Annotated in this window: 16 protein-coding genes and 1 pseudogene; 8 read left to right on the forward strand and 9 right to left on the reverse strand. The window is 71.4% G+C overall.

What is annotated here, in order from left to right; translation table 11 throughout:
• The first annotated feature begins 44 nt into the window (after positions 1 to 44).
• Together GIS00_RS15390 and GIS00_RS15395 are read left to right on the forward strand one after the other, a co-directional pair.
• Positions 45 to 347 carry a sarcosine oxidase subunit delta gene (locus tag GIS00_RS15390; protein WP_154769354.1) on the forward strand — a complete coding sequence of 101 codons (303 nt, stop codon included), beginning with the start codon at positions 45 to 47 and terminating at the stop codon, positions 345 to 347.
• Complete coding sequence (locus GIS00_RS15395; protein WP_154769355.1) at positions 344 to 3,844, forward strand: 2Fe-2S iron-sulfur cluster-binding protein; 3,501 nt, start codon at positions 344 to 346, stop codon at positions 3,842 to 3,844. The genes GIS00_RS15390 and GIS00_RS15395 overlap by 4 nt, the downstream gene beginning before the upstream one ends.
• Positions 3,845 to 3,916: 72 nt before the next feature.
• On the opposite strand, the gene GIS00_RS15400 is transcribed toward GIS00_RS15395, so the two are convergent.
• Both GIS00_RS15400 and GIS00_RS15405 read right to left on the reverse strand, forming a co-directional pair.
• Positions 3,917 to 4,828, reverse strand: coding sequence for a dihydrodipicolinate synthase family protein (locus GIS00_RS15400; RefSeq protein WP_154769356.1), 912 nt, complete (start codon positions 4,826 to 4,828; stop codon positions 3,917 to 3,919).
• Entirely contained in the window at positions 4,828 to 6,411 is a 1,584-nt protein-coding gene (locus GIS00_RS15405; RefSeq protein ID WP_154769357.1) for a sialate:H+ symport family MFS transporter, read from the reverse strand. The genes GIS00_RS15400 and GIS00_RS15405 overlap by 1 nt, the downstream gene beginning before the upstream one ends.
• A 465-nt stretch (positions 6,412 to 6,876) precedes the next feature.
• Here GIS00_RS15405 and GIS00_RS15410 point away from each other — a divergent pair, with 465 nt between their 5' ends.
• The gene (locus GIS00_RS15410; protein WP_154769358.1) at positions 6,877 to 7,575 is read left to right on the forward strand and encodes a FadR/GntR family transcriptional regulator; all 699 of its coding nucleotides are present in this window, start codon (positions 6,877 to 6,879) and stop codon (positions 7,573 to 7,575) included.
• A 507-nt stretch (positions 7,576 to 8,082) separates the two neighbouring features.
• Here the strand turns inward: GIS00_RS15410 and GIS00_RS15415 are convergent.
• Positions 8,083 to 8,967: pseudogene (locus GIS00_RS15415) on the reverse strand (NAD-dependent epimerase/dehydratase family protein); the annotation flags it as partial.
• A 143-nt stretch (positions 8,968 to 9,110) separates the two neighbouring features.
• On the opposite strand from GIS00_RS15415, the gene GIS00_RS15420 reads away from it, so the two are divergent.
• On the forward strand, positions 9,111 to 9,686 hold the full coding sequence (locus GIS00_RS15420) for a TetR/AcrR family transcriptional regulator (RefSeq protein ID WP_322097997.1): 576 nt from the start codon (positions 9,111 to 9,113) through the stop codon (positions 9,684 to 9,686).
• A 171-nt stretch (positions 9,687 to 9,857) separates the two neighbouring features.
• Here the strand turns inward: GIS00_RS15420 and GIS00_RS15425 are convergent, their stop codons facing one another.
• From GIS00_RS15425 to GIS00_RS15440, 4 genes are all read right to left on the reverse strand, one after another.
• Entirely contained in the window at positions 9,858 to 10,730 is an 873-nt protein-coding gene (locus GIS00_RS15425; RefSeq protein WP_230313674.1) for a M23 family metallopeptidase, read from the reverse strand.
• Positions 10,727 to 11,353, reverse strand: a complete 627-nt coding sequence (locus tag GIS00_RS15430) for a helix-turn-helix domain-containing protein (RefSeq protein ID WP_322097998.1) — start codon at positions 11,351 to 11,353, stop codon at positions 10,727 to 10,729. The genes GIS00_RS15425 and GIS00_RS15430 overlap by 4 nt, the downstream gene beginning before the upstream one ends.
• A 531-nt stretch (positions 11,354 to 11,884) precedes the next feature.
• A complete protein-coding gene (locus GIS00_RS15435; protein ID WP_154769361.1) occupies positions 11,885 to 12,382 on the reverse strand; it encodes a DinB family protein in 498 nt (165 codons plus the stop codon).
• Positions 12,383 to 12,599: 217 nt separating this feature from the next.
• Positions 12,600 to 12,959 (reverse strand): DUF5655 domain-containing protein, encoded by a 360-nt coding sequence (locus GIS00_RS15440; protein ID WP_154769362.1) that lies wholly within the window; start codon positions 12,957 to 12,959, stop codon positions 12,600 to 12,602.
• A 546-nt stretch (positions 12,960 to 13,505) separates the two neighbouring features.
• Here GIS00_RS15440 and GIS00_RS15445 point away from each other — a divergent pair.
• On the forward strand, positions 13,506 to 14,135 hold the full coding sequence (locus GIS00_RS15445; RefSeq protein ID WP_322097999.1) for an MBL fold metallo-hydrolase: 630 nt from the start codon (positions 13,506 to 13,508) through the stop codon (positions 14,133 to 14,135).
• A gap of 38 nt (positions 14,136 to 14,173) precedes the next feature.
• Here GIS00_RS15445 and GIS00_RS15450 read toward each other — a convergent pair whose 3' ends face one another.
• Positions 14,174 to 14,875 carry a PIG-L deacetylase family protein gene (locus GIS00_RS15450; RefSeq protein WP_154769682.1) on the reverse strand — a complete coding sequence of 234 codons (702 nt, stop codon included), beginning with the start codon at positions 14,873 to 14,875 and terminating at the stop codon, positions 14,174 to 14,176.
• A 284-nt stretch (positions 14,876 to 15,159) separates the two neighbouring features.
• On the opposite strand from GIS00_RS15450, the gene GIS00_RS15455 reads away from it, so the two are divergent.
• Positions 15,160 to 17,457 (forward strand): MMPL family transporter, encoded by a 2,298-nt coding sequence (locus GIS00_RS15455; RefSeq protein WP_154769364.1) that lies wholly within the window; start codon positions 15,160 to 15,162, stop codon positions 17,455 to 17,457.
• A 276-nt stretch (positions 17,458 to 17,733) separates the two neighbouring features.
• On the opposite strand, the gene GIS00_RS15460 is transcribed toward GIS00_RS15455, so the two are convergent.
• Entirely contained in the window at positions 17,734 to 18,165 is a 432-nt protein-coding gene (locus GIS00_RS15460; RefSeq protein ID WP_154769365.1) for a DUF1707 SHOCT-like domain-containing protein, read from the reverse strand.
• Positions 18,166 to 18,600: 435 nt separating this feature from the next.
• Here GIS00_RS15460 and GIS00_RS15465 point away from each other — a divergent pair, with 435 nt between their 5' ends.
• Together GIS00_RS15465 and GIS00_RS15470 are read left to right on the forward strand one after the other, a co-directional pair.
• Positions 18,601 to 19,452: an ABC transporter ATP-binding protein gene (locus tag GIS00_RS15465; protein WP_154769366.1), complete on the forward strand. Its 852-nt coding sequence runs from the start codon at positions 18,601 to 18,603 to the stop codon at positions 19,450 to 19,452.
• Positions 19,453 to 19,456: 4 nt separating this feature from the next.
• On the forward strand, positions 19,457 to 20,239 hold the full coding sequence (locus GIS00_RS15470; RefSeq protein WP_322098000.1) for an ABC transporter permease: 783 nt from the start codon (positions 19,457 to 19,459) through the stop codon (positions 20,237 to 20,239).
• Positions 20,240 to 20,273: the final 34 nt, after the last annotated feature.

Here is a 20,273-nt window from a genome sequence, read left to right on the forward strand (position 1 = left end):
TCGCCCTGACATCCGTCGGCCGGAAGTTCCAGGAGAACCCCGTCATGATGCTCATCCCCTGCCCGGAGTGCGGGCCCCGCAACGAGAACGAGTTCCACTACGGCGGTCAGGCGCATGTCGCCTATCCGGCCGACGGCGGCGCGTCGTTGACCGACGAGGAGTGGGCGCAGTACCTGTTCTTCCGGGACAACACCAAGGGACCGTTCGCCGAGCGCTGGTGCCACTCCGCCGGCTGCCGGCAGTGGTTCAACGCCGTGCGCGACACCGTGACCTACGAGTTCCTCGCCGTCTACCGGGCCGGACAACCACGGCCGCACCTGCACTCCCGGGACGGGGTGTCGGCATGACCTCCTCCCGCCTCGCATCCGGCGGCCGCATCGACCGCGCCACGCCGCTGGACGTCAGCTTCGACGGCACCCCACTGCAGGCCTATGCCGGCGACACCCTGGCCTCCGCGCTGCTCGCCTCGGGCATCCGGACCGTGGCCCGGTCGGTGATGCTCGGACGTCCGCGCGGCATCACCTCCGCCGGGGTGGAGGAGTCCACCGCCCTGGTCCAGGTCGACAAGCCTTTCCCCGAACCGATGCTCACCGCCACCACGGTGCCCGCCGTCGACGGCCTCGCCGCGTCGTCGATCTGGGGACAGGGCCGGCTCGCGGAGGATCCGGACCCGGCGACCTACGACGCCGTGCACCACCACTGCGAGGTCGCGGTGATCGGCGCGGGCCCGGCCGGGCTGGCCGCGGCGGTCGCCGCGGCGAGCACCGGCGCCCGGGTGCTGTTGCTGGACGACCGCCCGCTGCCGGGCGGGAGTCTGCTCACCGAGGCGGGTGTCGCCTGGGCCGAGGGCCTGGCTGCCGCACTCGGCGCCCTGCCGAACGTCACGTACCTGCCGTCGACCACCGTCACCGGCTACTACGACGACAACTACCTGATCGCGGTCCAGCGGTTCACCGAGCCGCTCGCGCCGGTCCGCGAGCGGGTTCGCAGGATCCGGGCCGCCGAGGTCGTGCTGGCGACCGGCGCCCACGAACGTCCGGTGGTGTTCGCCGGCAACGACGCACCCGGGGTGATGCTGGCCGGCGCCGTCCGCGAGTACCTGCTCCGCTACGGAGTTCTCGCCGGCGAGCGAGTGGTGCTGTTCACCACCCACGACGATGCCTACCCGGTGGCCGGGGACCTGCTCGCCGCCGGCGCCCAGGTGGTCGTGGTGGACCCCCGCACGCCGCCGGAGCAGTCGACCGACGTGCCGCTGCCGCCGGTGCCCACCGGCACCGTGCTGGCCGGGTCCGTGGTGACCGGCACGGTGACCGACGAGGCCGGCGAACTGGTGGCGGTCCGGGTGCGGACGCACAGCGGCGCGGCCGTCGAACTACCGGCCGACGTGCTGGCCGTCTCCGGTGGTTGGAACCCGGCCGTGCACCTGTACTCCCAGGCCGGCGGCAAGCTCGAGTTCTCCGACACCGCAGGTGCTTTCGTCCCCGCGGGCGGCGGCCGCCACCGGCTGACCGTCGCCGGCGCGGCGGCCGGTCTGCGCACCACCGCCGAGATCGTCGACGACGGCGAGCGGGCCGGCGCATCCGCCGCCGAGGCCGCGATCGGCACCGCGGGCGCACTGCGGCACGAGTTCGTGCCCGCCGGGGTGCCGGACCTGGCTGCCCCGGACGACGGCCTATCGGAGTACCCGGAACCCGCCGCCCGGCTCTACCTGGTGGACGAGCCCGACGTCCCGGTCGCCGGGATGACCACCCACTTCGTCGACCTGCAAAGGGATGTCACCGTGGCGGACCTGGCCCGGGCCACCGGCGCCGGCCTGCTGTCCGTCGAGCACGTCAAGCGGTACACCACCGCAGGTACCGCCCACGACCAGGGCAAGACCTCCGGGGTGCTGACCACGGGCGTGGTGGCGCACCTGCTCGGCGTGCAGCCGGGAGAGCTGGGCACCACCACGTTCCGGCCGCCGTTCACCCCGATCGCGTTCGCCACCCTGGCCGGGCGCGAGCGCGGGCAGCTCTTCGACCCGGTGCGCACCACCGGCGCGCACGGCTGGCATGTCGCGCGCGGCGCGCTGTTCGAGAACGTCGGGCAGTGGAAGCGCCCCTGGTACTACCCGGCCACACTGCCGGGCGGTGGGGTCGAGGACATCGAGGCCGCCGTGCTGCGCGAATGTGCCGCCGCCCGTGCGGGTGTCGCCTTCATGGACGGTTCGACCCTGGGCAAGATCGAGGTCACCGGGCCGGACGCCGGCGCCTTCCTGGACCTGCTCTACACCAACCTGATGTCGACGCTGAAGGTCGGCATGGTCCGGTACGGGGTGATGTGCGGGGTCGACGGCATGGTCATCGACGACGGCACCGTGTTCCGGCTGGACGAGCACCGGTTCCTCGTCACCACCACCACCGGCAATGCCGCGAAGATCCTGGACTGGATGGAGGAGTGGCACCAGACGGAGTGGCCTGCGATGCAGGTGTGGTGCACCTCGGTCACCGAGCAGTGGGCGACCATGGCGGTGGTGGGACCGCTGTCCCGCACGCTGGTCGGGGCGCTCGCCCCGGGTCTCGACGCGGCCCAGGAGTCGTTCCCCTTCATGGCCTGGCGGGACACCGAGGTGGCCGGGCTGCCGGCCCGGGTCGCGCGGATCTCCTTCTCCGGCGAGCTGGCCTTCGAGATCAACGTGGCATGGTCCGACGCGGCGGCACTCTGGGACGCCGCCTGGGCGGCCGGCGAGCCGATCGGACTCACCCCCTACGGCACCGAGACCATGCACGTGCTGCGGGCCGAGAAGGGTTTCCCCATCGTCGGTCAGGACACCGACGGTACGATCACCCCGCAGGACCTGGGGATGTCGTGGGTGGTGTCGAAGAAGAAGGCCGACTACATCGGCAAGCGCTCGCACGCCCGGCCGGACAACTCCCGCGCCGACCGCAAGCACTTGGTCGGGCTGCTGCCGGAGGACCCGGACCTGCTGCTGCCGGAGGGATCCCAGATCGTCGGGACCGCCGCGCTCGGCGCACCGCCGGTGCCGATGCTGGGTCACGTCACCTCGTCCTACCGCTCCGCGGCGCTCGGCCGGCCGTTCGCGCTGGCACTGTGCAAGGGCGGGCGGGACCTGATCGGCGAGACCGTGTGGGTGGTGGTCGGGGACGTGCCGCGACCGGTGACGGTGACCTCGATGGTGCTGGTGGACCCGGACGGCGCCCGCCGCGACGGTGATCCCGCCGTCGAGGTACCCGCAGTGCGTCCGGTGACACCGTCGGCGCACCTGCCGGTCTCGCCGCTGGCCGGGTGGACCGACCGGTTCGCCGGCCTGTGCCATGGCCGAGCGGATGCCGGGGTGCGGATCAGCGAGGCACCGCTGGGCACCCAGGTGAACCTGCGGGTGCGCCGGGGCACGCCGGCCGCCGAGGCGGTGCATACCGCACTCGGCACCACGTTGCCGGCCGCGACCGGTTCGGTGACCTACGCCGGCAGCGACGCGGTGCTGGCCCTGGCGCCGGACGAGTTCCTGGTGCTGTCCGGTCCCGGCCACGGGCCGGAGCTGGTGGACCGGCTGCGCGCCGCTGTCGGGGCCTCCGGGTCGGTGACCGACGTGTCGGCGTCCCGGACGATGATCCGGGTGACCGGCCCACGGACCCGGGACCTGCTGGCCCACGGCCTGGCGATCGACCTGGACAAGCTGCCCGAGAGCACCTGCGCCCAGACCGTTCTCGCCCAGTGCTCGGTGGTGGTGTTCGCCGACGGCCCGGCGCGTACCGACGACGACCTGGTCAAGATCCTGGTCCGCTCGTCCTTCGCCGCGCACCTCGCCGAGTGGCTACTGCTCAGCGCACCCGAGTACGTCTGACCTTGCCTGACGGACACACGTCGGCCCCGCCACATGATGTGGCGGGACCGAAGTGTTGGTCAGCAGGTGGCCTCAGAGTCCGGCGTCGGCGAGCAGCCCGGCGATGCGATCGATCTCGTCCTGCTGCAGCGGCAGCATCGGCGGGTTCACCCGGCCGTCGGGGATGGTCCCGCGCAGCACCATCGCCGCCTTGAACGCACCGAGGGCGCCGGCGGTGAAACCGATCCGGCCGGTGTCGGCCACCGAGACGATGCGGAAGAGCCGCGCCAGCCGGTCCTGCTCCGCCGCGGCATCGGCCCAGCGCCCGTCCTTCGCCGCCCGGTACAGCCGCACGTAGCCCTCCGGATCGACGTTGCCCAGACCCGGCACCAGCCCGGCAGCACCCAGCGACAGCGCCGTGTCGGCCAGCAGCTCCGAGCCGGTGAGCACCGGCAGATCCGGTACCAGTCGCAGGATCTCGCGGAAGGTGACCAGGTCACCGCTGGAGTCCTTGAGCCCGATCACCGAACCCTGCCGGTGCAGCTCGGCGACCACGTGCGGCCGCAGCCGCTGGGCCGTGCCGGCCGGGTAGTCGTAGGCGACCACGGGTGCGTCGATCGCCGCGGCGACAGCGGCGAAGTGGCCGATGATCTCGTCGTCGTGCGGGGCGATGTAGAACGGCGCGGTGGTGACCACCGCGTCCGCCCCGGCGGCAACGACCTGACGGGCGGTGGCGATCACCCGGCGGGTGCCGGTCTCGATGCTGCCGGCCAGCACCGGCACCGATCCGGCGGCCACCCGGGCCGCGGCCGACACGGCAGCGGTCAGCTGCTCGGTGTCGAGCAGCGCCACCTCGCCGGAGGACCCGCCGACGAACAGCCCGTCGACGCCGGCGGCCAGCTGACTCTCGGCCAGCTCGGCCATCGCCTTCTCGTCGACACTGCCGTCGGCGGAGAGCGGTGTCACCAGCGGGGGGATCACCCCGTACAGTGCGGGGACGGTCATCAGAGTTCCTTTCGTGCGCCGGCGGTCGCCGGGCGGGGGGTGTCGGTCGCGGCGCCGGGAGAGCCCTCGACGGCGTCGGCCCCGGGTGCGGTCCGGTCGAAAGCGGGTGCTTCCCAATCGGTCCCGGTGAGCCGGCCGAGGCGGGCCGGAATGTTGAAGCCGATGATCAGGGCCACCACGACGGTGACGCCGCCGGCCAGGATCATCAGGGCACGGCCCAGCCCGGTGGCCGGATCACTGCTGCCGGCGAGCGATGCGGCCAGGGCCGCACCGGCGAGCGGGGCCACCGCGCCGCCGAGAGCGCCGACGTTGTAGGAGAACCCGAGTCCCGCAGCGCGCATCCGGGTCGGGAAGTGGTCGCCGATGAATTTCGGCAGCAGACCGGAGATGCCCTGGTTGGTGGCCTGCAGCAGGAACAGCAGCAGCCACAGCAGCACGACGTTCTTGCCGTCCAGGGCGAAGACCGGGAAGACGAAGAGCAGCGAGAGCACCAGCCCGGTCACGTACGCCTTGCGGGTGCCGATCTTGTCACCCAACCATCCGGACAGACAGGATCCGGCCGCGTACCCGAGGCCGGCCCAGGTCAGGGCCAGTGAGACCTGCGCGGCGTCGTAGCCCAGTCCGGTCTTGAGGTAGGTCGGCAGCAGCGACTGCACCGGCCAGGAGTACAGGAAGGCACAGAACACCGTGCCCATGATCGCCACCATCGTCACCCAACTGCGGCCGGCCAGCTGGATCGCGAACGTTACGAAGCAGGCGATCACGACCGCGACCATCAGCAGCTTGACCCAGCCGGTCACGTTGCCGGAGAAGATCAGCACCAACGCGGCGGCGAGCACCACCGTCAACACGCCGTTGAGCACCCGGCGGTGCGGCGCGAACAGCACGGTGGAGGTCGAGACCTCTTGGCCGCGTTCACGTTTGTCACCGACCTCGGCCTTCCACTCCTCGGCCTCCGGCAGCGCCCGGCGCAGGTAAAGGGTCAGGGCGATCGGGATGATGCCGATGAAGAACAGCCACCGCCAGCTCAGCTGCGGGGTGATCAGGTGGTAGACCTGCGCGGCCAGCACGGTGCCGATCGGGTAGGCGGACAGCAGGAAGCCGCTCGCCCGGTTGCGCATCTTGCTTGGCCAGGATTCCATGACATACGTTGCGCTGGAACCGTACTCACCGGCCATGCCGATGCCGACCACCGCGCGGAAGATGAACAGCGACCAGTAGCCCCAGGAGAAGCCGCAGAGGATGCTGCCCACCGAGTAGGCGACGATCGACAGGATCATCGCCGGTTTGCGCCCGTAGTGGTCGCCGATGGCGCCCAGCACGAGGCCGCCGAGCCAGCGCGACACGAAGGCCGCGGACACCAGTGTCGCGGCCTGGATCGTGGACAGCTCGAACTCGGCGGCGATCTCGGTGAGCACCAGGGTGATCAGGACGAAGTCGAACCCGTCCAGCAGGTAGCCCAGCCAGGCGGCCGCGAAGGCCTTCTTCTGGTCGGGCCGCAGTGTGGCGAAGGAATGGGCGGTGCCGACCCCGCTCGCGGCGGACGTCGCACCTCCCGGTGCCGACGACGGCGTCGTTGCCATGTTCCGTCCTCTCGTGTGGCCGGTCCCGTGCCGGCCGTGCGTTGGGTGGAGGTCCGGGTGCAGCCCCGTCCGGTCGGCCCGTGGCCGGGCGATCCGGGTGGGGAGTACCCGGTACTGCTCGTGGATGTACCTGGCGGTGCATCTGGTCGTCGTGGTGCTGGTCGTCGTGGTGCTGGTGGTGGCTCCGGTCGTGTGGCGGTGCCGGTTGTTGTGCCGCAACTGGTTGCGGTGCACCTGTCGGTGCTTTCCAGGGCCTTCGAGGGGCGGTGCTTCCCGTTCGACACGTCTCCGCCGGACGCGGTGACCACATCGTTCGGACGTCCGGCGGATTCCCGAGCCGGGCACCCCTGGCGGAGCGCTTCGAACCGGTGAGACATAGGATGTCCTATGTCAGAGAGTAGGGCTCGACGGCGCGCAGGGCAACCCCCGGCACACCAGGGACCGGGAGGAGGGCAGGATCGGAGCATGACGGCGACCAGGACGACCGGGGCCCGGGCCAATCAACAGGCGCTGCAGCGGGCCATCCGGGAGTACATCCTCGACGAGCGGCTGAGCTCCGGGGTGCCGATGCCGCCGGAGCAGGTGCTGATGGAGCGGTTCGGGGTCAGCCGGCACCCGCTGCGCGAGGCGATGAAGGCACTGGAGGCCGTCGGGATCGTCGACATCCGGCACGGGTCCGGCACTTTCGTCGGCATCGGCTCGCTCACCGCATTGCGCGAGGGCCTGGAGTTCCGGGCGGCACTGTCCCTCAACGGGGACCTGCTGGCGGCCCGGGAACTCCTGCAGGTGCGCCGGTTGCTTGAGTCGGGCCTGGCCGGGGAGGTGCTCGCCCGGCGGGACGAGCTGGACATGCCGGCGCTGCGGTCCGCGGTGTCGCGGATGGAACGGGCCGCTGCGGACGGCGATTACGAGGCCTCTGCTGACTGGACCTTCCACCGGCTGCTGTACGAACCGATCGGCAACGGGCTCATCCTGGAATTGCTCGAGGTCTTCTGGTCCGTCTTCCACCGCCTCGACGACCGACTGCCCCAGGGTTCCGCCACCCCCGAGGTCATCGCCGGCTGGCACGCTGACATCCTCGCCGCGATCGACGCCGCCGACCGCGACCACATGGCCCGCGCCGTCGCCGCCCACTTCGACGGCATCTCCCAACGCCTCGGCTGACCCGCCGCTCCACCGTCCACCGCTGCACCCACCCCCGACTCCCGCGATGATCAACTTCGTCGACACGTGAGAAATCGCCGGAAATGTGACTGGTGGTGCAGCTGTCAACCAGTTCGTACGCGCAGGCGAAGTTGATCATCGCGACGGCCGGCGGTCGAACAATCGGTCAGCGCTCAGCTCAGCCCGGCCCGGCCCGGCCCGGGCGTGAGCATCGACCGGAGCCTTGGAGTGAGTTCGGCCGGACACTCTCCGTCCAGATCACGTCCGTCCTCGGGCGGCGCGCTCGACCCCCCGGCCCCCACGGTGATCAACTTCGTCCACACGTGAGAAATCGCCGGAAATGTGACGGATGGGGCAGCAGTCAACCAGTTCGTGCGCGCAGGCGAAGTTGATCACCGCGGTAACGGGGCGGGTGGTCGGGGCGGGGACCCCGGTGACGCCGTACGGGCGGGCACGCCATGCGTGCCCGCCCGCAGCGGTGCTCGAGGAGCGGGACCAGACGGGGAAGTAGGCGCCGGCGGCGATGTCCTCGAGCAGCGTCGGCCCCGTGGGCGACCAGCCGAGCAGCTCGCGGGTGGCGTCGGCGGTGGCCCGCAGGTCCATCCGGAAGAACGCGCCGATGAACCCGAAGTGGTCGATCGCGTCGTCAGCGTCGACCGAGCTCACCGAAAGTCCGAGCCCGGCGCCGATGGCCGCGGCGATGTCCCTGGTCGGCACGGCCGTCTCGCCGACGGCGTGCAGCAGGCTGCCGGCCGGCGCCTTCTCCAGTCCCAGCCGGATCATCCGCGCTGCATCACTGACGTGCACCGCGGCCCAGGCGTTGCCGCCGTCGCCGACGTGGGCCGAGGTGCCGGTGCGCTGTGCCGCAGCGACAACGGCGGCGATGAACCCGTGGTCACCGGTGCCGTGCGTGGTCGGCGAGAACCGGAGACCGATCGACGCGACGTCCTTCTCCAGATAGTCCAGCGCCAGGTTCTCGGTACCGCCCCGGGGCGAGTCAGGTCCGACTGCCGACGACCGGTCCTGCTCGGTGGCCGGGCGACCCGGCGCCAGCCCGGCCACGCCCGCGGCCAGCAGGAACTTGCGGCCGCTGCCGGCCAGCGTGTCGAGCATCGTCTGCACCGCGGCCCGCTCGGCCCGGTTCGATTCCGCCATGTTCGCCCAGTCGTGCTTGTTCGCCAGGTGCAGGACCGCCTCCGCACCCTCGGCCCCGGCGCGGAGCCCGTCGAGGTCGTCCAGATCACCCCGCAGCACCGCGGCGCCCTTCGCGGCGAGCGCGGCCGCAGAGGCATCCGACCGGGCCAGGCCGGTGACGTCGTAGCCGTGGGCCAGCAGTTCGTCGACGGCGGCGGAACCGATCCACCCGGAGGCACCGGTGATGAAAACGCGCATGGGACTTCCCTTCTCGTGGCCGAACGGAGCAACGAGCGTCCGGCCTGTCCGCGATGTCAGTCACTGATATCAGCGACTGACATCACCGTACGCCTCATGTCAGCGGCTGTCATCCCTGCGCAGATCGTTCTACGATCGGGACCGTGGGCAGGTGGGAACCCGGTGCACGGGAACGGCTGATGGAGGCGGCTCTCCAGCTGTACGCGACGCGCGGGTACGAGGCGACGACCGCGGCGGACATCGCCCAGGCGGTCGGCCTGACCGAACGCACCTTCTTCCGACACTTCGCCGACAAGCGTGAGGTGATCTTCGGCGGACAGGAACTCTTCGAGCAGCTGTTCGTCGACGGCATCGCCGCCGCCCCCGACGCCGCGCCGATGGACATGGTCGCGTCCGCGCTGGGCGCTGCCGAGGAGTTCTTCCCCGACGAACGCCGCCCCCACTCCCGGCTCCGGCAGACGATCATCGACGCGCATCCCGGGCTCCAGGAGCGCGAACTGCTCAAGCTGACCGCGGTCGCGGCATCGCTGGCCGAGGCCCTCCGCCGCCGAGGCGTCCCGGAGCCGCAGGCCACGCTGGCCGCCGAGTCAGGGATGACGGTCTTCGGCATTTCCTTCCGCCAGTGGCTGGCCGACGGCGAGCAGCGGTCGATCGGGGACATCCAGCGTGGGGTGCTGGAGGAACTCCGGGCACTCACCCATCCCGCCGGCCGCAGTTGACCGACCCGCGGGGCCGGCTCGGGCAGGTTCCGATGCTGGGCGACCGGGGCAGGAACCTGACCGGTTGTCGAGCCCCGGGATCGCACAACCCGGACGGAGATCGAAGACCGACCGGCCGTTGGGGCACCAACGGCGGACCGGGGTCGGTGCGATACCGGACGGACCCAGGACTCAGACGGTCATCGCCTCGTTGTCGGCAGGCACCCGGTCCGGAGCCGCGCCCTCACCGCGGAAGGTCATCGGCAACCCCACCGCGCGACCCGGCCGCGGATGGTCCATGACCTGCAGGTGCAGGTGCGGTTCGCTGGAGTTGCCGGTGTTGCCGCAGCGGGCCAGCGGATCACCGATCCCGACCCGGTCGCCGACCCGGACCTCGGCCGATCCCTGTTGCAGATGGGCGAGCAGCACGAACTCGCCGGTGTCGGCGCGCAGCACCAGGTGGTTACCCAGGACCCGACCCGGTCCGCCGAGTTCCCGGACCAACCCGTCGAGCACCATGTAGGCGACCCCGGCCGCGTTCGCCCGTGCGCGGTGGTCGCGCTGCGAGTCCCGGACCCGGACCACCGTCCCGTCCACCGGCGAGCGCAGCGGCACACCGAACGCCGGGTAATCGGTGGGGGCGCGGAAGGCCTGTGCGCCACCGTGTTCCGGCCGTCGCCGACCGGAGTCCGGATCATCCAGCACCAGGTCCACCGCAAAGGTCTGACCGTAGGCGTGGGTGCCATGGCTCGGCACCTTCGTCGCCGGCGAGTTGACCGCCACCCAGCGGCCGGTGACCGGCGGCGCCAGCCGGACCGGAGACCGGCGCAGCGTCGGCCTGAGGAACAGGGAGACGGTTCCGGCCCCGAGCAGCAGCACCCCGATCACCGCCACCGGCAGCGTCACGACCCTGATTCCGGATGGCACGGGATCCGGACCGAACAGCGCGAGCGCAGCGACCGCGACCACCAGGACGGCACCGACCGGAGCCGCGATGCCCCCGGTGCGCGCGAGCAGACGATGCACCGCCGGGACCCCGTCCGGCATGGTTCTCTCCCCGGTCATCCCAGCCGCTCCTCCGCAGTGGCGTCGGATCCCGGCCCGGGTCCTCCCGGCCGGTTCGCTCCCGGCCGGTTCTCGTGGTTCCCGATCAATCCCGGCCGGTTCTCCCTCGGACCGGCTTCGGGCACATGACCATCGCCCGGATCCGCCTCCCGGTTGTCGGCGCCGACCGGTGCCGGCGCGCCGGCCGCGGCCGCCAGCACCACCAGTAGCGGGACCACCCGGGTCGCCGGGACCGAGTAGTGACCTCGGATCGCGGTCTCCAACCAGCCGGCCGCGACCAGGATCCGCAGGTGGTGGTGCAACTGACCGGTCGTGGCAAGTCCGGGCGTCTCCGCGAGCACGCCGGTCGATCGGTGCCCGGCGAGCGCTGCCTGCAGCAGCGCCAGGCGGACCGGGTGCCCGAGCGCGGACAGCACACTGGCGGCCCGTTCCGGATGATCGAACCCCGACCCTGCCGGCACACCCTGCTGCCAGACGTAGCGCTCGCCGGGAGCAGGGCGGACGACGCCCGTGAACAGGACCGTCCCCTCGTCCCGCGGATCGACGCGCTGCTCCAGACCGTGCAACGCCCAGAAGTCGTCGGCGTCCTCGCTCGCGACCGTCCCGGCCTCGAGGTCCGACACCCTGCGCTCAAGTGCAGTAAGACGGTGCTCCAGTTCTTTGTCCGTCATACCGTCGGATACTACGTGGTTCCGAACTTCAGTGCGCGATCGCGTTCAATAGATGCCGACGGGCAACCAGAGGAAGCTCGGAGCGCGCCCGGTGCGCTGCGGTTCGGGCCGGCCACGTTCCGGCCCGGGAAGGCGGCCGAGCGGGATCAGAATCCGGCCCGGCAAGGTCCGGCCCGGCAGGGGGCCGGCGAGGGTCCGAGCGGGTTCAGGATCCGACCCGGTAAGGGTCTGGCCGAGGAAGGGTGCCGAGCGGGATCAGAATCCGGCCCCGGCCAGGGTCCGGCCCGGCAAGGGCCCGGCCGCGGCAAGGGCCCGGCCAGGCAAGGGTCCGCGCCGACAAAGAGCCGAGCGACACAGAGCCGGGCGACAAGGGCCGGGCCGACAATGGGGCCGAGCGCGATCAGAATCCGGCCCGACAGGAGTCCGGACCGACAAGGGGCCGCGCGCGATCAGAGTCCGGCCCCCTGGTCCAGGACGCCTGGATCAGCGGCGATGGTCTCCGACGGTGCCGTCGATCAGCTCGCGCAGGATGTCCATGTGGCCGGCGTGCCGCGCGGTCTCCTGGATCATGTGCAGCAGCACCCACCGCAGGCTCACCTGTTGCCCGAACCAGGCCGTGCCCAGATCGTCGAGGTCGTGCGCCTCGATGGAGGCATCGGCCGCGGCGGTCGCGCGGCCGTGGAACGCGAGGATGTCGGCGGTGCTCTCGTCGGGCCTCGCCCTCATGTCCGCGTCCGGGTCCGTCTCGTCGAACGGCATGACCTCCGTGGTCCCGCCGAAAGACTCGACGAACCAGCCGTACTCGACCGATGCGAGATGTTTGACCAGACCGAGCAGCGAGGTGCCGGACGGTGTCATCGGCCGCCGGGCGGCCTCCTCGTCCAGCCCAGACACCTTCCAGAGCACGGCGTCCCGGCTGCGCTGCAGCGCGACCCGGAGACTCTCCTTCTCACCGCCGGTCGGCGGGACCCGCAACACCATCGCCGTTCCTCTCTGCTGACACACCGGCCCTGCTGACACGCCGGCCCTGCTGACACGCCGGCCCTGCTGACACGCCGGCCCTGCTGACACCGCCGGGGAGCAGTGCGCCTGCATGGAGCAACTCGTCGACTCCCTGCACACGGATCACATTTCCCGCCCGGACGACCTGCGAACGTCGATGATCCACGCGACAACCGGGCGCGCAGGTGGCGGCGGTTCAGCGGAGGCCAGGACCGACGGTCTCGCAGGACTCGCGCAGCAGGTCGACCAGTGCATCGTCGAACTGGTCGAGCTCACGCAGGGTGATCCGGTGCATGGTCACCTTCTTCGACGAGGCGAACGACGTGCGCAGCTTCGGGTGTTCGGCCGTTCGCAGCAGTTCCAGGCCGATCTCCAGGTAGTGGCTCTTCACGTAGGCCGAGGTGAAGATCCGCTTCCGGGCGTACTGCACCTGCGACGTGTGCACCCGCTCCTCGGCGCCCGGCAGGGCCCGACAGACATCGCGGTAGTGCCGGATCAGGGCGAGATCATGCTGGTCCAGCCCCTTCGTGAAGGCCGACCAGGTCGACGCGGCCATGTGCATCCGTCCCATCCCCGGCCGCTTGTCGGAGGCCGGATCCGCACCAGCATCACCCGGGGCCGCCGGGCGCGCGACCGGTGAGCGGGACTGCGTGGACGGTGTTGCCCGCTGCCGGTGGGCATCGTCCCGCATGCCGTCGACCGACCGGAGTGGCCGCCCGGACCGACCGGCCGGAGCGGGCGCCCGGTTCACGACCGATCGGCGAGACGGGCCCCCGATCCGCGATCGAACGGCCGCGAAGGCCTTCGAATTCTCAGTCCCGGTGGGCCGAGGCGGTGCTCGACGGCCCACCGACCGATCGGCGGGAATGCCGTCGGGGTCTCACTCCTGGTCGGACCAGGCGGTGCCCCGGCGGCCCACCGACCGATCGGCGGGGAAGGGCGGGCGGCACCGGCCGATAGGGTTCGGGCACTGCCGCGGGACGCACCACGCCCGGGCGGCGGCCGGTGAGCCGGTGACGACACGCAGGAACACCCCTGTGCCGGAGCACTTCCGCACAGGGCCACCACTTTGGTGGACACGGACGAGCAGCAAGGAGCAGCAGTGGCGGCACGCGTCGAGAAGGTCGTGACCTCGGGAACGTTCTCCCTGGACGGAGGCACCTGGGACGTCGACAACAACGTCTGGCTGGTCGGCGACGACAGCGAGGTGCTGGTGATCGACGCGGCGCACGACGCCGACGCCATCGCAGCGGCGATCGGGGATCGCAAGGTGGTCGCGATCCTGTCCACCCACGGGCACGACGATCACATCGATGCCGCCCCGGAGCTCGCGGCGCGCACCGGTGCTCCGATCCTGCTGCACCCGGCGGACGCACCGCTGTGGGGGATGAAGCACCAGGACCGTCGCCCCGACGCCGACCTCACCGACGGCCAGGTCATCGCGGTGGCCGACGTCGAGGGCACCGTCCTGCACACCCCCGGCCACTCCCCCGGCGCGGTCTGCGTCAGCTTCCCGGCGCTCGGCGTCGTGTTCTCCGGGGACACCCTCTTCAACGGCGGACCCGGCGCCACCGGACGGTCGTTCTCCGACTTCCCGACCATCATCGAGTCGATCTCCAGCCGGCTGCTCAGCCTTCCCGACGACACCGTCGTGCACACCGGCCACGGCGACGACACCTCCATCGGTGCCGAGGCGCCGCACCTGGACGACTGGGTGGTCCGCGGGCACTGAACCCGGCAGGGTGGTCCTCGGCGGGCGGACCTGTTCGGTCAGAAGTCCATGATCCGCAGCGAGATCCACCGGCGGCCGTCGTCGTCGGCGGGGCAGGCCCGCTCGACGACGGTCCGGGACTGATCCGCGACGGGCTCGTCGGACAGCGCCTCGAGGTAGCGGGCGTGCCGGGACAGCGACCGGACGGCCGCCTGCACCGCCTCGTCGTCGACCGCCACCCGGTGCGTCGGCGCGGTGCCGTGCATGCCGACCCGTTTCACCCCGGCCCACGGCGGCTCGGTCAGCTCCCGGAAGATCCACTCGTTGCCGGCGTCGGCGACGGCGTCCAGCACCGACCGGCCCAGGTGGCGGTGGTCCGCGGAGTTCCAGTGCTGTCCGAACCAGGTGTCGTCGGCGTTGAGGGTGACGACCAGCTGCGGTCGGTGGCGGCGGATCGCCCCGGCGATGTCGGCCCGCAGCTGCAGCGTCGGTTCGATCCGGCCGTCCGGATGGTCGAGGAATTCCAGCGCCGAGACACCGACCTCGGTGCAGGCCGCCCGTTGCTCCTGCTCGCGCAACGGTCCCGACTCCTCCGGTGGCAACCCGGCGATGCCGGCCTCGCCGCGGCTGGCGAGCGTGTAGGCGACCTTCTTCCCCTCGCGGGTCCACCTCGCGACCGCCGCGCCGATGCCGTACTCGGCGTCGTCCGGGTGCGCCACCACCACCAGGACCGAGTCGAAGTCGTCGGGGAGTTCGGGCAGCCGGCCCGCGGGTTCCGTGTCCGTCATGTCCCCATCCTGGCCTGCCACGGCCGCGGCGGCCCGGCCGACCGGCTCCGATGCACACTCCACCCCCGCTGACAAGGGGGAACACCCGGGGAAAGCACCCCTGCGACGCTGGCAACAAGCGGCCAATGTTCCAGGGTGCCGTTCTGCGGAACGGCGGACGAGCATGAGAGGTGCCAGGCCGGCACGTCGCGGACCCCGCAGCACCAGTTCCACCGGTCCGCGGCGCCGCCGCGCACCGGGAGTGGACAGGAGCGGCCGTGTTCGAACGCTGGGGATTCTTCGTGGCGCGCCACCGGTTGGCGATCGTGATCATCGGCGCGGTGTTCACCGTGTTCGCCGGGGTCTGGGGCACCGGCGCGTTCGGCAAGCTCCAGGGGGACGCCGACCTCACCGACCCGACCAGCGAGTCGATCGCCGCCACCAACCTGATCAACAGCGAGATCGGGCGCCAGAGCATCGATCTGGTCGCGGTCTACAGCAGCGACACGATGGCGGTCGACGACCCTGCTTTCGCCGGCGCCGTGCAGCGGACCATCGCCGACGTCACTGCCCTGCCCGGTGTCGCCGCGGTGGCCGACTACTGGTCCACCGGATCGCCCTCGTTCCTGGCGACCGACGGCCGCGGCACCTTCGTCACCGTCCGGCTGGACACCGGAACCCGGGACAGCGCCGCCGAGACGGTGCGCGACACCCTGCGCAGCGCCGAGGGTGTCACCACGGTCGTGGGCGGCTCCCGGGCGGTCAGCCTGGACATCGACGACCGGGTCGGCCCGGACATCGCCCGTGCCGAGATGATCTCGATGCCGATCCTGCTGATCCTGTTGCTGCTGTTGTTCGGCAACGTGGTCGCGGCCTGCATGCCACTGGTGATCGGCACCGTCGCGATCCTCGGCGCGTTCACCGTGGTCCGGGTGATCACCTCCTTCACCGACGTGTCGATCTTCTCGATCAACATCATCACGATCCTCGGTCTCGGTCTGGCCGTGGACTACGGACTCTTCGTGGTCAGCCGCTTCCGGGAGGAACTGGCCCGTGGCCGGACCACCGAGGAGGCGGTGGCCAGGACGATGGCCGGAGCCGGCCGCACCGTGCTGGTCTCCGGTCTGCTGGTCGGACTGTCCCTGTGCAGTCTGCTGATCTTCCCGCAGGTGCTGTTGCGCTCCATGGGCTTCGGCGGCGCCGCCGCCGTCCTGGTCGCGATGATCACCAGCCTGACGGTGCTGCCCGCGGTCCTGGCGATGCTCGGCAGCAAGGTCGACGCCGCGCCGCTGCCCTGGGTGAAGCGGAGGCGCGCAGCCGTCGCCGCGGGAACGGTGCCGCCACCGGACCACCGACGCTGGGCACGCTTCGCCGAGGCGGTCATGCGCCGCCCCGCGCTCTGCGCGATCTCGGTGGTGGTCGTGCTGGTGGTGCTCGCTCTGCCGTTCCTGCGTGTCCAGTTCGGCGGCATCGACGAGCGAATGCTGCCACCGGGAACCGAAAGTCTGGTCGCGGCAGAGGAACTCGCGACAGACTTCCCCGCGGGCACCACGTCACAACCGATCAACATCTACCTCGGCGGTGCGACGGAGCAGCAGGCGCAGGCCTTCGCGGCACAGGTGGGCACCGTGCCGGGGGCGCAGGAGGTGACGATCACCGCGCAGCAGGGCACGTCGTTCCTGATCCGGTCCGGCTACACCGGTGAGGCCAGCTCCGTCCAAGCCCGGGACGTGGTCGCCGGGATCCGCGACCTGCCACCGCCGGACGGGACGACCCTGTTGGTCGGCGGGACCAGCGCGAGCGTCCTGGACCAGTTGGACAGCATCGCCCAGCGGCTGCCCTGGATGGCCCTGCTGGTCGGTGTGCTGACCTTCCTGTTCCTCGCCTTCGCCTTCCGCTCCGTCCTGGTGCCGATCAAGGCGATCGTGATGAACGTCGTCTCGATCGGCGCGTCCTTCGGTGTGGTCACCTGGATCTTCCAGGACGGACACCTGTCGGGCTTCCTGAACTTCACACCCACCGGTTACGTGGAGGCCAGTCAACCGGTCCTGATGGTGGCCATCCTGTTCGGCCTCTCGATGGACTACGAGGTCTTCCTGCTGTCCCGGATCCGGGAGAACCGCGACAACGGCCACGACAACGCGACCTCCGTCTCGCTCGGCGTCCAGCAGACCGGCCGCATCATCACCGCCGCCGCGGCGCTGCTCTGTGTGGTGGTCGGCGCATTCTCGTTGTCCGGCATCACGTTCCTGAAGATGATCGGTGTCGGCATCCTCGTCGCGCTGATCATCGACGCGACCCTGGTGCGGTTGGTCCTGGTGCCGGCCACCATGAAGCTGCTCGGCGCGGCGAACTGGTGGGCACCCGGATTCCTCGCCCGCAGCAAGGGTCTGGGCCACGAGTCGGCCGCCGACGACGCACCGGAGCCGGCGCGTGGCGCGCCGCAGGACAGCGGGAGCACCGACGCAACAACAGGTGTGGCCGCTGCCGGCGCCATGACCGGAGCGCCGGCGGCGGACGGTCCCGTGGATCCGGCGGACACACCGTCACCGGGCCGCTCGGACGTCACGGTCTGACCGGCTCCGGGCGCCACCGCCCGGATCGCCCCCACACCATCAGAAGATCGGGGCTGCAGGAGTGCAGCGGATCGGATGTGGGACCGCCGACGCGGCACGGGTTCCCCTGCAGGACAGGATGTCCGGCCCGCCCACTCCGACGCCGGCCTGCCGGAAGGGCCGGCCGGGACGACCAGACAGGACATCGGCCCGGGAGGTCGGCCCGCCGGCATCGGCCGGGAGGTTCAGCAGCGGACGCCGGCCGGCAGGTTCAGCGGCGGACGCCGGCCGGCACGTTCAGCGGCGGACGCCGGCGGTGACGGCGGCGAGGATCGCGCCGGGCACGAGCAGCCACATCGGCCAGAAGTAGGTGAATCCGGACCCGAGACTGACCAGCACCCAGACCACCAGGTTGACGGCCATGATCGCGCCCCAGATGATCCAGAGCACCCGCAGCGCGGTCGGCATGCCGGCTCGCGCGGGCCGGGGCCGCGTGACCGTCACCGGCGCCGGATCCGCAGGCCGCGGCGCCGGTACCACCGGAGCGGCGAGGGGCAGATCCGCCATCACGGCGTCGAGTTCGCCATAGGTCCGGGAGGTGTACGCACGGTTGAGGCGGCTGTCGTACTCGAACAGGTCGAGGCGACCCTCGTCCACCGCGGCCCGCAGCCGGTCGGCCGCGAGCTTCCGGTCGGCGTCGGAGATCCGGAGGTCCTGCTGATCCGTCATGGCCGCATCCTGCTTCTTCGCGTCGGGACCGGGACGGTGGCCGCCGGTGTGCGTCCTCCCCCGTCGGCCCGGGGCTCCGGGCCGGCCTGCACCGTGATGCTACGCCGCGGGAACGAGCGACGGATGGGCCGTTCGGGTCGAGGATCACCCGACGGCGCAACGACACTCGCGTACGGCACCACAGCACAGGTCCCGGAGGACCGCTCGCCGAAAAGGACACTCCCGGGAGCCCGGCACGTCCGCTGGCACCTACAGTCCGGCCACTTCCTGCAAGCTCCCGCGGGCCCGGCGGCCGATATCGTTCCGGCAGAACGTGATCAGCGGGACACCCGGTCCGGGACCGGCCCACCACCACCGCCGGACGGCGCGGGACGGCGGGCCACATCCTCGACGTCGTCCCGGTTCCGGGTCTGCCGAGAGGTGGTGCGCAGGGCGATGCTCGAAGCGGTCGAGGTGCGCAAGAGCTACGGCGAGGTGCACGCACTGGACGGGTTCACGCTGTCCGCGCATCCAGGCGAGATCGTCGGCCTGGTCGGCCACAACGGCGCCGGCAAAACCACTTTCGTGGAGATCGTCACCGGCTTGGTGGCCCAGGACTCCGGCTCGGTGAGCATCTGCGGACTCCCGCCGGCCCGCGCCCGTGGCGAGGTCGGCGTCACCCCACAGCATCTCGGCCTCTACCCGTCGGTGACGGTGCGCGAGCACCTGCAGCTCTTCGGCCGGCTGGCCGGACTGCGGCGGGCGGCCCTGTCCGCGGCGATCGAGGAGATGTGCGACTCACTGCGCCTCGCCGAGATCATGGACCGGCGCAGCGGCGTGCTCTCCGGCGGGCAGCAGCGACGGGTGCAGGCGGCCACCGCGCTGATCCACCACCCGCGCCTGCTGATGCTCGACGAGCCCACCGCCGGCGCCGATCTGCAGACCCGGCAGGCGATGCTCGACGTCGTGCGCGCCCGCGCGGAGGCCGGCGCCGCCGTCGTCTACACCACGCACTACCTGCCCGAGCTGGTCGAGCTGCGGGCCACCATCGCGGTGGCGCAGCACGGCCGGATCATCGCCCGCGGCACCTACGACGAGCTCGTCCTCGGCCTGCCCGGCGAGGTCCGGCTTGCCTTCGAGGACGAGGGTGAGGACGTCGCCATCTCCACGACGGCGCCCACCCAGACGCTGATCTCGCTGCTCTCCTCGACCGACCGCGCGGTCACCGCGGTCGAGGTCCGACAGCCTTCCCTGGACGACCTGTACCGATCCCTGGCGGTGGACGATGTCAGCAATCGCGTCGCGTGAACCGGTGCGGACCGGATCCCCTGCAGCGCAGGGGTTCCGCGAGTCCGCGTACCGGGTGGGCGCGCTGGTCCGGCACAACCTGCTGATCCGGCGGCGCGACCCCGGCCAGTTCATCAGCTACCTGGTCATGCCGATGATCCTGATGCTGGTGCTCAAGCCGATCTACGTCCGGGTGGTCGACCGCGGCGAGGCCCAGGTGGTCACCGGCCTGCTGGTGATGTTCTCGGTGTTCGCGGTGGCCATCGCCGGCAACTCGATCCTGTCGGAGCGGCAGTGGAAGACCTGGGACCGGCTCCGGGTCACCCGGGCCTCGACCACGGAACTGCTGCTGGGCAAGACGATCCCGGTGTACCTGCTGATGGTCGTGCAGCAGGTGTTCCTGCTCGTCTACGGCTGCGCGGTGATCGGCCTGGGCTTCCCACCCGCGCCCGGCCTGCTGTTGCTCGCGGTGCTGCTGTGGGCCTTCACACTGCTCGCCCTGGGTACCGCGCTGGCCACGGTCGCCCGCAGTCTCGGGGAGCTCGGCGTCATCTCGGATGTCAGCGCGCTGGTCGTCTCCTCGCTGGGCGGCGCGCTGGTGCCGATCGCGATCATGCCGGGGTGGGCGCAGGCCGCGGCACATGCCTCGCCCGGCTACTGGGCCCTGGAGATGCTGCAGTCCGCTCTCGCCGGTGAGGCCGGCGGCATGCTCTGGCCGGCCGTCATCCTGCTCGCGCTCGGCGCCGTGGCCGCGGTGTTCGCCGTCCGCCGGCTCGCCCGCGGGTGGGGCCGTACCCATCTTCTCTAGCACCCACCTGCTGTAGCACCCACCCGCTCCAGAA

Source organism: Nakamurella alba (assembly GCF_009707545.1).
GTDB classification, from domain to species: Bacteria; Actinomycetota; Actinomycetes; order Mycobacteriales; family Nakamurellaceae; genus Nakamurella; species Nakamurella alba.